Consider the following 14677-nt stretch of genomic DNA (forward strand, 5'->3'; position numbering starts at 1 on the left):
CGTTCTGTCTAACCTTATACGGGCATGTGGGAAGGAATGTGATTGGATAAATGCATCATACGAAAAGTCGCGTCAGCCGCTCCAGCATGTGCGAGGCGCTGTAATAATCGAGCCTGAATGTATCCAGTCCCATTGCATAGACACGTTTGCTGGAAACGGATTTAATGTGCTTGAGAAAGATATTGGCATTAACCTGATCAATGATGCTGTCATCGGCCGCGAAGAGCAGAAGCGTTTCGCCATTGACGCCATCTGCGAACTGTTCGCCTGATAGCTGAATGATATCACTGCGTATCCCCATCGTGGTCAGGGTCTTGACCTCTGGCGGGATGGCGGCCAGTTCGAAACCGAGGGCGAGCAGCAGCTTCCCTTGTGCCGAGGCTGGCGTCCAGACATTGGCACCGGAATCATCTTCGTAATAGACGGCTGCTGTGATCGGCTGCGGCGGTAATCGCAGTTTTAGTTTCGTATCGGCGACGCGTTTGTCGAATTCGGCAATAACTGCTTTGGCCTCGGCTTCAAGACCTGTTGCGGAGCCCAGCAGCATTGCGACTTCCTGCCAGCTTTTGTCATCATAGTTGACCACGAGTGTCGGCGCGATCTGGCTGATCTGGTCGTACAGGCGCAGCGCACTGTCTCCGCCTGTTGCGGACATGATGATAAGGTCCGGCGCGGCCGCCATGACAGCTTCGACATCCGGTTCGGTGCGGTAGACAGGAACAACGCCTCTTTGATGCGCTATTTCTGCCCACTGGGTAAAGAATCCTGCGTGATCCGCCACCGTACCCATATTGTTAGTCGCGGAACTTGCTGCCAGAGGCGCATTGATGGCCAATAAGGTGCCAGTGAGGGTCACACTCGTGGAAACGATACGCTGCGGCTTACTCTCGAGCGTCAGCTTGCCTTTGGGAGTATCGACACTGCGCGGCCAAATATCGTCAGCTGCCACTGCCTGTCCGATAACGCCAGACTGATTTGCCAGCAAAGCACTGGCCGCACCCAAAAGAAATGTGCGTCGTTTCCACAAAGGTGTGGCCATAATTCCCATTACCTGCGCTTGTATTTTGGCGAAACGCCATAGGTTTTCTTGAATGCCGTTGTGAAATTAGACGGCGTATTATAACCGGCGAGATGTGCAGCCTGACCGATGGTTGCCCCTTCGCGTTCAAGCGCGTCATAAGCAAGTTCCAGTCGGCTGCGGCGGATGAACTCGAAAACAGTAACGCCGTAATGTTCCTTGAAATGGCGCTGGATCGACGAAACGCTACCGCCGCATTCACGCGCAATGGTCTCGATTGTCAGTTCTTCACCAAGATTGGCAAGGATGTAGTTGTAGACGCGCTCACTCTGACGTGCGCTGGAAAGATGCGGACTCTGGCGCTCTACCTTGTGTGCAGCAAGGTCGACACATGTCAGGGACATAAGATCAAAGGCGCGCGAACTGCGGAACAGTGTGCGCATCTCACCCTGCATGCCCACTGGCGGATTCATCAACTGCTCCGCAAGACCAAGAATGTGCCTGCTGGCATCAATGCGAAAATGCGCAAGGTGGGTCGATAGAAACTCCTTGAGTGCCGGAACGCCGTCACTTTGTGCGCTGATCAGCCAGTTCATCCAGGATAGCGGTGCGGAGATCATTACCTTGCGCAAGGGTACCTTGCTGGCATTGATAAAGGTCAGCTTGGATGCACGCGCAACATTCAACACAAAAACAAAGGGCGCGCAGGTTTCGCCAAATCCGGCGTCAATGCGGAAGGGCACGTCATCGACAATGAAATGCTGCGCGCCCTGCAACAGCACCATGACAATAAACTTCGCCGAAATGTCCTGCGTTTCGGTGTCGGATGTGCATGCAGGGACACCCTCTATCGTACCGACGAACAGGGGCTGCGGGATACTGAGATTCATCACGGCGTGCTGCATGATTGAGGCCATATCAGAAATTTCCGTTTGCAAATGGTTCGCTTTTCGGGGCTGCCGTTTGAACAAAGTTTTTTGCCGTTTCGTCAAAAAGCGTTCTGTCGACAGCGCGTATAGCATCATATACATGACATTCTTAGTCAAGTTTATTGGGTGCTAGTTCAGCCCATCCAAGATTGCAAGGACCTTTGTTGATGAGTCGCATGTTGAAGAACCGCTATTTTTCCAGCTCCGCCCTTTTGCTCCTCATGGTGAGTGCCATGACAAGCGGTGCAAAGGCACAGGAGAGCGGTAATCCGATTGTTCTGGATACAATTACGATCAAGGGCGAAAAGGGCAACGGGCCGGTTAAAGGCTATGTGGCGAAGCAGAGCACGGCTGGAACAAAGACTGACACGCCATTGATCAAGACACCACAGTCCGTTGCGGTCATATCAAAAGAGCAGATGGAAGATATGGATGTGCAATCTGTAGCCGAATCGCTGCGCTTTACCCCAGGCGTGAACACGGAATACCGCGGCGCATCAAATCTGCAGGATGAAATAGGTGTTCGCGGTTTCTATTATGTTCCCCGCTATCTTGACGGATTATTGTTCGATAACAGTGTCAGCGGAAGCTATTCGAAAATATACCCCTATCTGCTTGAGCGGGTGGAACTGCTCTCGGGCCCATCATCCGTGCTATTCGGCCAGACCAATCCGGGGGGTATTATCAATATGGTTAGCAAAAAGCCAACCGGGGAGCCAATTCGCGAGATCGAATTCACGGGTGGATCAAGAAACCATTATGGAGCCTCGTTCGATTTTAGCGATCAGGTTCCGGGATCTGATGCTCTTTCCTACCGTGTCGTCGGTACGGGTCTCACAACAGATTTGCAAGAAGACTTTACCAAGCAGGAAGGTTTTGCGATCGCCCCATCGGTAACATGGACCCCCGATGACCATACGACACTGACGATTCTTGGCGGTTATCAGAGGGAGCCGCATGCCGGTTTCCGTAACTTCCTCGATGCGGTCGGAACAGTTACACCAATACCCGGCTACGGATACATTCCGCGTGATTTCTTTGTTTCGGATCCCGATTTCGAGAAGTTTGAGCGTGATCAAGCTTGGATCGGCTATGAATTCGAGCGCGAATTGAATGATACATTCACCGTACGGCAGAATGCACGGTATCAATATGTCGATTATGAGCATCATACACTGGTGTATGGTTACAGGCCTGCCGATCCGGATACCGGTGAAGGCACGGTAATTACGCGCGCAGCCAGAGGCGGCGGGGCGCGGACGAACCAGTTCACAATCGATAATCAGATTGAGGCAAAATTCAGTACTGGTGCCGCAGAACATACTTTGCTTGGCGGCTTCGACTATCGGTATTATTCAAGGGATTACCACTGGGGAGGGGCATCCGTACCGGATATCGATCTGACCGATCCACGTTATGGCACGATAGATTATGGTTCGATTGTTCTCAATCCTACACAAATCGACGACACCACGGCGAAGCAGGCAGGTATTTACGTTCAGGATCAGATCGAGATTGGCAAGCTGAACCTGATGGCTGGCGGTCGTTATGATTGGGCAAGCACGGATATCGACGACAAGCTCGGCACCGGTGACCATTCTTATGATGACGATGCATTCACATGGCGGGTGGGCGCTGTCTATAATTTCGACAATGGCCTAGCGCCTTACGCCAGCTATTCAACATCGTTTGAACCTTCCTTGAATGTTCCCGGCAAAGGTCAGAGCGCGTTCAAGCCGACGACAGCAGATCAATACGAGGTCGGCATAAAGTATGCACCTGAAGGTACAGATGTTGTACTGACGGCTGCCTATTTCGATCTTACTCAAGAAGATGTCGTAAAAAGCGATTGGATCGACGGACAGGCAGTTTACCGACAAATCGGCAAAATCCGTAATCGCGGTGTGGAACTCTCTGCCAAGGCAGAAATCTATGAGAATTTAACGCTGATCGGCAGCTACGCTTATCTCGACTCAGAGGTGAAAAATTCAATCAATGAGCTTGAGATTGGCAAGACGCCTGCGCGCCAACCTGCGCATCAGGCGGCGCTATGGGTCAAGTATGACTTCGATCACGGTGCGTTGAACGGACTCTCGGTTGGAGGTGGCGTTCGGTATCAGGGTAAAAGTTGGGGTGATGACACCAATACATTTGAGGTAGATTCCGCGACTCTTTTCGATGCCATGCTCAGTTATGATTTTGAAGCTGTGAATCCAGAATGGAAGGGTCTCAAGCTTCAGGTCAACGGCAAAAATTTGGCAAATAAAGAGTTCGTCGCGTCCTGTTCCAATTCGACTGCCTGCTTCTATGGCGAGGGGCGTACTGTAACCGCCACCCTGAAGAAGTCCTGGTAGGTGGCGGCCATGACATTCCAGAAAACGTTCACAAGTTAGCATCATGGCAAGAGAAAACTCATCCCGGGCAAAGATTGAAGAGGTAATGCAACCTCCTGCACTCAACCGGAATGCGCCGCAGACTGCCTCATTGCTCAACTCATCCGATCGCGGTGAGGTGGGCTGGTGGATGCGCTTAGAAAAGCGCGGCGTGCCAATGGTCGAACTGTTCGGGGAGGGGCAGGCGTGTGTCACCTTTCTTTGGCGAGATGGAGAGGGCAGCGAGCTTACCTCGCCGATCCAACGTGTCTTTGCTGATGTCAACTCAGTTACCGATCATCATTGCCTCACTCCGCAAAGCCTGGAACGGATAAGCGGAACCGACATATGGTTCTGGCAAGTGGAACTGCCACTCGACTGGCGTGGGAGCTATTCGTTCATTCCGGTAACTGCCGATCGTCTGCCGCCAAGGCATCAAGGCGACATGGAAACCTGTCGGGGAAACCATCGAGACTGGTTGCGATCTGTACTTCCATACGCGGTTTCCGATCCACTCAATCCGTTGCGGCCCTACAGGACCGGGCTGCGGATGTATACCTCACCACTCCACATGCCGGGGGCTCCCAATTATGCGTTGTGGCACGCCATCGATTCCGGAACAGTACCTCATGCACCATTCCAGAAACTGATCGGGATCGAGTGGACAAGCTCCATTCAAAATAAGACCCGAAAGGTTTGGGTCTATGTTTCAGGTTGGAGCCACAACCAGAGCGCACCTCCGGCAGATGGTTATCCGCTGGTGGTGCTGCTTGATGGAGGTAACTGGGCAGAACAGATGCCCATCCAAGGTGTGCTTGAAAAAGAAACCGCCGAAGGCAGCTTGCCTGCCGCCGTCTATATATTCATCGACCCAATTGACATGGAACAGCGCGCCGAAGACCTGACTTGCAATCCAATATTCTGGAATGCGGTGCGCAGCGAGCTGTTGCCGCTTGTGGCCGAAATTGCTCCGATTACCGGAAATCCAGCAAATAGTGTTGTGGCGGGTCAGAGCTATGGAGGTCTTGCTGCCACCTATGCCGGGCTGCATCTGCCCGATCGTTTCGGTCTCGTTCTCAGTCAGTCCGGGTCATTCTGGTGGCCGAATTTCGGTGCACTTCGCTCTTCGCAGAATGTTGCGGAATTACGCGAAGGCGCCCGAACAGGCTGGCTCACTACACAGTTGAAATCGCAGCAGATACCGCAAAAAACCATCAGCGGATTGCGCGTTTTCATGGAAGTCGGCAACCGCGAAGAAGACATGATCGACGCAAGCGACGCCATGAGTGCGGCGCTGAAGGATGCCGGGCACGATGTTTCTTATCGCCGCTTCGAAGGCGGCCATGATGGTCTTTGCTGGCGCAATGGACTGATCGACGGACTGCGCTGGCTATTTGCCTGAAAACTAAAGTCAAGGAGCCGAACAATGAGTGAAGAAACAAATCCATTCGACGACGAGAATGGCAAGTTCCTCGTTTTGCTTAACGCACGAGGTCAATACAGCCTCTGGCCGAGCTTCGCGCGCGTGCCAGCGGGATGGAGCATTGAAGCGGGGCCGGACAGCCGCGCTACGTGCATTGAGTTTGTTGAAATGCGCTGGGGTCCGGCTTTGCGACCGGGGGCGAGCATGATGGACGGCCAAACTTTGTAGAATAAAACTGCGCCTGCAACAGCACCAATGCGTGGTTCGACAAGCTCACCATGAGTGAACAGGTGAGTTGCAAGGATAACCGTTTAGCTACCCTGCGATCAGGCATCCTCCTCATGGTGAGCCTGTCGAACCACGCAGGACTGTTTTGCCAAGCACCTGACTGGCGAAACCGTAAAAACTGGATTGTGAGAAAACATCATGCCGATTGTTCCATCTCCGGTAAACGCCCCTGCCAGCTCTCAAAAGCTTGATCACACCCGCGTGATCAAGCTACCGCTGGCTGCGGCGCAGCCCGGCATCTGGTTTGCAGGGCAGATCGATTCCGAGGCACAAACCTTTGTTGTTGCGCATTATGCCGAACTGGAAGGTGTGCTTGATGTGGAGCTGCTGAGCCGCGCCATCCGCATAGGACTTGCCGAAGTAGATACGATCCACGCACGTTTCGAAAATGGCGAAAATGGACCGGTTCAGAGCTGGGCTGTCGAGCGTTCATTTGACGATATTGCTGCACCTGATGTCATTGATCTGACCGGCGAAACAGATCCTGTTGGCAAGGCTTGTGCACTAATGCGCGCCGATCTTGAAACAACGCCGGCACCCGGCAGCGAAGGCCTGCTTTACCGACATATGCTGTTGAAAATCGGCGCTGATCGCTGGTTCTGGTATCAGCGCTATCATCATCTTTGCCTTGACGGTTATAGTTTTGCAGCGCTTACCCGGCGTATCGTCCAGATTCAAACCACACTGGCTGCTGGAAGCAAGCCGGACCATAGGCCTTTCACTCCCTTCGGCGAAGTGATCGAAGAATATCAGAATTACAAAAACTCCGACCTCTATGAACGGGACCGAGGCTTCTGGAACAGCTATCTGACTGAGGACGATGTCCCCGTGAGCTTTGTTCCGGCAGATACCGGAAAGGAAAGCACAGCGAATATCGACGTGTTGCGGCTCCGGTTCAAACTTGATGCGAATATATTGACCGGGCTCGACGAGCCGGGGCATCGTTTCCGGGTGGTGCAACCGGAAATGTTGATGGCTGGTGTCGCAGCCTATATTCACCGGATGACGATGAGTGAAACAATCATCGTCGGCATGCCGTTCATGCGGCGGATGGGTTCGGCAGCCATTAATGCAACTGGACCTGTCGTGAATGTCCTTCCCGTCAAGCTTCGCTTTGACGACACCCAGTGCTTCGGTGCGCTGGCGCAGCAGCTGTCGCGTGAACTTCGAAGTGTCCGTAAACATCAACGTTATGATGCTGAACAGGTACAACGCGATCTCGGGTTGGTTGGTTCAGGGCGCGCGCTTTACGGCCCGACCATCAACTTCAAGGTCTATGATGGCGATCTCGCACTGGCAGGCGTAAAGTCGACCACGCACGTGCTTGCAGCGGGACCGGTGGAAGATATCGAGTTTGGTCTCTGGTTTGAAGGCGATGCGCTGACTGTAGAGCTGTCTGCAAATCCCGAACGTTATTCTGCAGAGGACCTTGGCCTGCATGCTGATCGGCTTGAGGCTTTCCTCTGTCGCCTGATCGGCCACGTGGACGAACCGATCGCATCGATTTCGCTGCGAAGTGCATCGGAGGAAGCCTCAATTGTCCATTGGTCACGTGGACCGCAGGTACGCTGCTCGCGTCAGGCGCACACGGTCCTTGATGTTTTCGAACAAAGTGCGCTGGCAAATGCCAATGAGACGGCTGTTGCCGATTGCGAAGGCCGCATGGATTTCGCCACGCTCTCTGCTGCGTCAGCGCGGCTCGGCCACTTGCTGATTGCACAAGGGATCGGTCCCGGCGATGTTGTTGCCACAGTTCTGCCAAGGCGTATCGAAGCAATCGTAGCCCTGATGGGGATCATGGCTTCGGGAGCAGCGTGGATGCCGCTTGATGCGGATTATCCTGTCGAACGCCTTTCCCTAATGTGTACCGATGCAGCGCCAGCACTGGTACTCACGCGGAAAAGTTTGCGGGCAGCGGTGGTGACAGATGCGGATGTCTTCTGTCTTGATGACCCGGCAATTATGGAGTTGATGGCAGTTCAATCATCCCGACCGATTGAAGATACTGATCGGATACGCGCTCTGAGGAGCGAGGACCTTGCCTATATCATCTATACCTCCGGCTCCACCGGCATGCCCAAAGGCGTTATGGTTCCGCACAAGGGCTTGCTGAACCTCCTTTTGTCGCACGAGGCAGACCTGTTCGGGGAGGTCATGCGCAAGGTCAGCGGGCGGCGTGTGCGTGCCGGTCATGCGATGTCACTCTCTTTTGATTCGTCCTGGGAACAGGTGATCTGGATGCTACTTGGCCACGAGCTGCATCTGTGTGACGAAGAGCAGCGGCGTGATGCTCAGGCACTGGTTGACCTCATCGTGGAACGGCAGATCGATACCGTCGACCTGTCACCTTCGATGTTGCAGCAGATGATTGATAGCGGACTGCTGGATCGCGAACATCACCCTGTGATGATTCAGGTTGGCGGGGAGGCTGTATCCTCTGCGCTCTGGCGGGAACTGCGTCGACATCCACACATCCATTTCCATAATTTCTATGGTCCGACTGAGTACAGCGTCGACACGCTAAGCGCCGCTGTCATGGCGGCAGAGACGCCGGTTATTGGCCGCCCTGTTGCCAACTCGGCCATATACATCTTGGACAAACTTTTGCAGCCTGTTCCAATTGGCGTGACCGGAGAACTCTATATCGCCGGCCCGGGTCTTGCTGCTGGTTATCTTGGTCGCGCCGGGCTGACGGCCTCGCGATTTGTCGCCAATCCATTCGATGATGGCGTCTTGATGTACCGTACGGGTGACCTCGCCCGTTGGCGCTCGGATGGTCAGGTTGATTATGCGGGTCGCAGCGATCATCAGGTGAAGATTCGCGGCTTCCGCGTCGAACCGGGTGAGATCGAACATGCGATAACCTCCTTGCCAAGTGTAACTGCGGCTCTGGTTTTGGCTGAACCATTCGGGATGAGTCTGAGATTGCTTGGCTGGTTTACCGGCGCTGCCAGTGAAAAAGATGTGCTTGCTGCCCTCGCTCAAAGTCTCCCCGACTACATGGTGCCGTCCAGTCTTTTGAGATTGGAAACGTGGCCGCTCAATGTAAATGGAAAGGTTGAGCGCAAGGCTTTGCCTCGTCCTGAGCAACGTAGTGTGATTAGCGAACCCGTAACCTATGCTGATGATCAGGAAAAGCTGATCTGCGAGAGCATTGCCGCTGTCACAGGCATTGAAACTGTACGCAGTGACGATGACTTCTTCGGACTGGGTGGCGACAGTATCAGCGCCATGGCGCTGTGTACGGCGTTGCGCAAAGCAGGTTTTGTCTTGCGACCGCGCGATGTTTTCGGATTGCGCCGTGCCAGCCGAATGAAAGCGGCATTACAGCCTCTCGAAACACAGCCGCAATTGCGCATGGTGGATGTTGACGGTGAGGTCAGCGACCTTCCGATCATAAAATGGTATGCGGAAAACCATGGTCTGCAAACGCGTTTCGCCCAAGCCGTCCTGTTGCGTGTACCCGCACAGCTAACGCGCAAGCCAATCGAGCAGGCTTTGGAAGCTCTGCATCGCGCGCATCCGGCACTGCGGGCGCAAGCTACAGAGACCAGTCTGAGAATACCGCCTTTGCCGCTCGACTTCAGCGCAGCACCACTTTTGCATGAGATTGCCGGGGCGGGTGACGGTAAAATCTCGGATGAGGCAGAAGCAGCTTTTACCACCGCAAGCGCTAGGCTGGACCCGGCATCCGGTATCCTGTTGCAGGCAGTCCACTGGCCTTCAACGGACAGGGATGGCTGGCTGATGCTGGTTATCCACCATCTCGCTACTGACGGTGTGTCGTGGCGTATCTTGCTGACCGAACTTGAAACCGCCTGTCTCGCCGCAATGGCGGGGACCGTTCCTTTCATAGCTCGGGAGGAAGCATCGATCCGCGATTGGTCGAAGATGTTGGGAGAGCAGGTCCCGGCACGTCAAAGCGAGCAGAAACTCTGGCGTGAAATGTTGGCAGAGAAATCCAGCATCATGCCACGCAAGCTTGATGCAGCTCGCGATACTTATGGCTCGTCTCTGCACAAGCGGACCTTGATTGATAGCGATCTCACACGGCTGATGCTGAATAATCTGCCAGCCGCCTACCATATGACGGTCGAGGAAACGATTCTTACTGCGGTTACACGAGCTTTCTCCCAGGTCTTTGCGGTTGAACGTTTGCGGTTTGCTTTGGAATCCCATGGTCGCCATATCATCGATGATCGCGTTGACCCGAGCCGGACGGTCGGCTGGTTCACTGCAGAATATCCCGTGCTGTTTGACCTTGGGGGAAGTGCCGGTTTGCAGGGCTCTGTGAGGGCAGTGAAACAGGCACTGCGCCGGATACCGGATCATGGGCTTGGCTATGGCATCTTGCGTTATCTTGATGCGGAAACCGGACCTGATCTGGCAAAGCTTGAGGCCGACAATCCGCCGCAGGTTTTGTTCAATTACCTTGGTCGTTTCGTTTCTCGGGATGGGCACTGGACGCCGCAAGCCGTGGGCGGGCGCTTTGCCGATGCCTTTGCCGTCGATGTCGATCCGGTAATGAAACTCATGCATGGCATGGAAATCAATGCTTTCATAGATGAGACAGAGGCCGGGCCGCGCCTTGCCATCAACTGGACTTGGGCTGATGGAATCTTTGAGCCGGATACAATCCAGGCTTTGCACGATTCAATCGCTGCCAATATTTCCGCATTGGCAGACAACGCGTGGGAGCATCCGGAAAATGCCGCCGATACGCTTGTTGCCGCTGACACACCGGGACTGAGTGATGACGAACTGCAGGACCTGCGCGAGCGGCATGGACCATTGTCTGCGGTACTACCTCTGCTGCCGTTGCAAGAGGGACTGTTGTTCCACACGCAACTGCACGAGGCCGCAAGCAAATATAACTCGATCACGCGCATTGATTTTACGGGCCCTCTGGACAAGGCTTTGCTGCGGGAGGCTCTTGACGGGCTGCTGAAACGCTTCCCGCAACTTGCTGCACGGTTTGAAACAGGGTTGCGTTGCGGATCATGCCATGTACTGCCGCTGATACCGGGAAGCTGGCCGCTGGATGAATACGACATCAGCGCTGAAGCAGACAAATCGGCGGCACTGAGACAAATAGAGCATCTGGAATTGGAGCGAGAGTTCTTTGCGGCGGCAGGCCGACTTTTCCACGCTAGCCTTGTTCAACGCGGTGAGGAAGCCCACACGCTTTTCATCAACGTGCATCATCTTGTCATTGATGGTTGGTCGACACCGATCCTGCTACGCGAATTACTCGTCGCCTATGGCGATGGGCCTGATACTCTTGAAAAAACCCGTGTTGCTTATAGCGATGTGATCAATGCACTCGGAGCCCGAGATCTGAAGCCCGCACGGCAAGCATGGATCGAAATGCTTGCAGGTGCTCGGCCCACCTTGCTGTTTGGAACGGCAATTGCCGCATCCGATGTGCACGAAATGGAATTCATCGTTCCGGATGTGTTGGAAAAGGCTTTGCTGGCACGCTGCCGTGAAAATGGCCTGACGCTCAACACGCTCATGCAGGGTATTTGGGGGGCAGCGCTGTCACTGTTGACGGGAAGAAGTGATGTGCTGTTTGGCACGCCGGTTTCAGGTCGTTTCAGTCCGGTCGACGGCATCGATGAACACATTGGGCTGTTCAGCAACACTGTTCCGGTGCGTATCCGCCTCGATCCCTCCCTGCCGCTACTCCAGCAATTGGCGGTATCGCAAGCAGTGCAAGGCGGCATGCTTGAACATGACGGGCTTGGACTCGCCGAAATCCAGCAGATCGCAGGCGGCTCGACTTTGTTCGATACGCTGCTTGTCAGTGAAAATTATCCGCAGACGAACGCACTCGCTTCGCGCGATTATGCCGGTGTTCGGCTCTCGGGCCTGAGTAATCGTGGCTATACGCATTATCCGCTGACATTGATGGTGTTACGCGAAGAAAAACTGCGTCTTCTCGTCGAGTACCGTGACCTTTTGCGCGATCCGGATCAATTGATGGCGCGCATCAGGATGCTGCTTGAACACGTCGCATATCAGGGTGATCAATCTTGGTCGGAGTTCAATCCGCTGGTGCCGAGCGAACGTAAATTGATCGAGCAAATCAATTCGACAGGGGCGCCGTTCCCCGATACGAGCTTGCGTGACCTGTTGGATGCACAAGCAAAAGCAACTCCTGACACCATTGCTCTCGTCGACGAAAATCACACGCTAACTTATGCCGAACTGCGAGCAAGGGTTCGACAGCTTGCTGCAATGATGCAGGTGGCAGGCGTTGGTCCGGGCGCGATCGTCGCTATTGCTCTGCCACGCTCAGTGCTTTTGACGATAGCCATCCATGCTGTTATCGAAGCTGGAGCAGCTTACCTGCCTCTGGATAGCGGCTATCCGGACGAGCGTCTGCACATGATGATCGAAGATGCCAAACCTGCGCTCATCATCACAGCATCGGCGCTGGAAGGGCGGTTCAGGGGCCTCAGCGAAATCATGCTGCTTGATGGTCTACCGGAAGGCGATGCGCTGGCGTTCGCGTCTCCAATACTTGCACTGCATGATCCCGCTTATCTGATCTACACATCGGGATCGACCGGAAGGCCGAAAGGTGTGCTCGTCTCGCATTGCGCCATCGTGAACCGTCTTGCATGGATGCAGCACGAGTACCAGATCGACCGCGGCGATGTGGTGCTGCAAAAGACACCCGCGAGCTTCGATGTCTCGGTCTGGGAATTTTTCTGGCCATTAATTGAGGGCGCAGCGCTTTATATGGCCCCGCCGGAAGCTCATCGAGACCCCGATGAGTTGTCGAAAATCATCAAGCGCGAAAATATAACGGTAATGCATTTCGTGCCTTCAATGCTCGCTGCATTCCTTGAATGGTGCGAGGAAGATGCGAATGCCAGAGCGCCACTGGGGCAAAGTCTGCGCCACGTGTTCTGCAGTGGTGAAGCTCTTTCCCGCAGTCTCGCCGACCGGCATCAGGCCTTGTTTTCTGCTGAGTTGCATAATCTCTACGGGCCAACCGAAGCGGCAGTGGATGTCACTTACAAGCCTGCGAGTGAACAGTGTGCCGCATCGTCAAATGTTCCAATCGGGAGACCTGTATGGAACACTCAATTGCGCATTTTGGATCATGCCTTACGGCCTGCTCCGGTTGGCGTTCCGGGCGATCTTTATCTTTGTGGCGTTCAGCTTGCGGATTATTATCTGGACCGCGCAGAGCTGACATCGACCCGCTTTGTTGCCGATCCCTTTGCCAATGGTCAGCGCATGTATCGCACAGGTGATATTGCGAAATGGATGGAGAATGGCGAGGTTGATTATCTTGGCCGCAGCGATGACCAGTTGAAGATACGCGGTCAACGTATCGAGCTTGGCGAAATCGAAGCGGTTTTGAAAACCCAACCCGGCATCATCAACGCCGTAGTCAACCCCTGTGTGCTCGGCGCTGCTGGAAATGGCGGCGATGCACGGCAGCTGGTAGCCTATGTGGTGCCTGAGGCAGACTTGGATATGGCACGATTGAAACTGGCTCTGGCCGAGCGGTTGCCTGCTCACATGATACCGACATTGATCGTCGAGCTTGATGTTCTTCCGCTCAGTCCGAATGGCAAGCTGGATCGCAAAGCTTTGCCTGTGCCGACCGGCGTAACACAAAGTGGACGCTCTCCTCGTCCCGGACTGGAAAGCCGGATTGCCGTGGAATTTGCCGCCATTCTCGAACTGCCATCAGTTAGCGCAGAAGATGACTTCTTCAGTCTTGGTGGCCATTCGCTTTTGGCCATGCGGCTTGCTTCGAAACTGCGTGCCAGTTTGTGCATACCGCTGTCGGTAGGGCAAGTAATGATGGCGCCAAGTGTCGCCAAACTTGCGGCATTGCTTTCGGCTGAACCCGGCGACAAAAGCGGCGCCGGTTTCGGGAAAGTTCTGCAGCTTCGCGCTGGACAGGGAAATCCGCTTTTCTGCTTCCATCCGGCATCCGGCTTTGCCTGGCAGTATAATGGTTTTGCGCGATATCTCCCAGTGACGCTTCCCGTGATCGGATTGCAGTCGCCGCGTGCTGACGGCGTTATTGCCAATAGCGCAACGCTGGCTGAAGCATGCGAACGGCATCTTGAAACTATCCGTAAATTGCAGCCGCGTGGACCTTACCATCTCATTGGTTATTCGCTTGGTGGAACATTGGCGCAAGGGGTGGCAGCACGTCTACGCGAGCTTGGCGAAGAAGTGGCCTTCCTCGGGCTGTTTGATACCTATCCGCCGGAAGGTCAGGATTGGAGCGGCAATACGGAGAATGAGGCGGGTGCCGAAGCAGATCGCGAGCGCGAACAATTCGTTGCCGCGACTGAAGACGAGATTGTCGACGAAGCAATGCAGGCAGAAAAGGCCGCAATGTTTAGCGATATCGTCGCCAACTACGCCGACGCGGTAAAGCTGCTGGCACAGGGACGAACACCTTATTTCGATGGCAAAGCCGTGCTGTTCGTTGCGAAGAACACATTGCCCGTTGATTGGGATGTACGCGGTTCGTGGTCAGGCCATATCAATGCGCTGGACATTCATGAAGTCGATTGCGCTCATGAGGATATTCTCAGCCCTGAAACGCTGGTGGAACTGGGGCCGCAGCTGGCGAAATTACTGGCTGACGTGCGGTCGCTCGGATGAT

6 protein-coding genes are annotated in these 14677 nt (G+C 54.4%); 4 read left to right on the forward strand and 2 right to left on the reverse strand.

Annotated features, from left to right (window positions below; translation table 11 throughout):
* Positions 1 to 55 precede the first annotated feature (55 nt).
* Positions 56 to 1039, reverse strand: coding sequence for a Fe2+-enterobactin ABC transporter substrate-binding protein (gene fepB / locus ABKW30_RS03585; protein ID WP_348596628.1), 984 nt, complete (start codon positions 1037 to 1039; stop codon positions 56 to 58).
* A gap of 8 nt (positions 1040 to 1047) precedes the next feature.
* Positions 1048 to 1935: an AraC family transcriptional regulator gene (locus ABKW30_RS03590; protein ID WP_348596629.1), complete on the reverse strand. Its 888-nt coding sequence runs from the start codon at positions 1933 to 1935 to the stop codon at positions 1048 to 1050.
* A gap of 179 nt (positions 1936 to 2114) precedes the next feature.
* Here ABKW30_RS03590 and ABKW30_RS03595 point away from each other — a divergent pair, with 179 nt between their 5' ends.
* From ABKW30_RS03595 to ABKW30_RS03610, 4 genes are all read left to right on the forward strand, one after another.
* On the forward strand, positions 2115 to 4301 hold the full coding sequence (locus tag ABKW30_RS03595) for a TonB-dependent siderophore receptor (protein WP_348596630.1): 2187 nt from the start codon (positions 2115 to 2117) through the stop codon (positions 4299 to 4301).
* Positions 4302 to 4344: 43 nt separating this feature from the next.
* Positions 4345 to 5721 carry an enterochelin esterase gene (gene fes, locus ABKW30_RS03600; RefSeq protein ID WP_348596631.1) on the forward strand — a complete coding sequence of 459 codons (1377 nt, stop codon included), beginning with the start codon at positions 4345 to 4347 and terminating at the stop codon, positions 5719 to 5721.
* 24 nt (positions 5722 to 5745) lie between these two features.
* A complete protein-coding gene (locus ABKW30_RS03605; RefSeq protein ID WP_348596632.1) occupies positions 5746 to 5970 on the forward strand; it encodes an MbtH family protein in 225 nt (74 codons plus the stop codon).
* Between the two features lie 198 nt (positions 5971 to 6168).
* Positions 6169 to 14676 carry an amino acid adenylation domain-containing protein gene (locus ABKW30_RS03610; RefSeq protein ID WP_348596633.1) on the forward strand — a complete coding sequence of 2836 codons (8508 nt, stop codon included), beginning with the start codon at positions 6169 to 6171 and terminating at the stop codon, positions 14674 to 14676.
* Position 14677 lies beyond the last annotated feature (1 nt).

This window comes from Phyllobacterium sp. SB3, assembly GCF_040009165.1.
GTDB lineage: Bacteria > Pseudomonadota > Alphaproteobacteria > Rhizobiales > Rhizobiaceae > Phyllobacterium.

Bases quoted from the DNA above. Each gene is read 5' to 3' on its own strand.
- fepB (WP_348596628.1), bottom strand. From the start codon at position 1,039: ATGGCCACACCTTTGTGGAAACGACGCACATTTCTTTTGGGTGCGGCC.
- ABKW30_RS03590 (WP_348596629.1), bottom strand. From the start codon at position 1,935: ATGGCCTCAATCATGCAGCACGCCGTGATGAATCTCAGTATCCCGCAG.
- ABKW30_RS03595 (WP_348596630.1), top strand. From the start codon at position 2,115: ATGAGTCGCATGTTGAAGAACCGCTATTTTTCCAGCTCCGCCCTTTTG.
- fes (WP_348596631.1), top strand. From the start codon at position 4,345: ATGGCAAGAGAAAACTCATCCCGGGCAAAGATTGAAGAGGTAATGCAA.
- ABKW30_RS03605 (WP_348596632.1), top strand. From the start codon at position 5,746: ATGAGTGAAGAAACAAATCCATTCGACGACGAGAATGGCAAGTTCCTC.
- ABKW30_RS03610 (WP_348596633.1), top strand. From the start codon at position 6,169: ATGCCGATTGTTCCATCTCCGGTAAACGCCCCTGCCAGCTCTCAAAAG.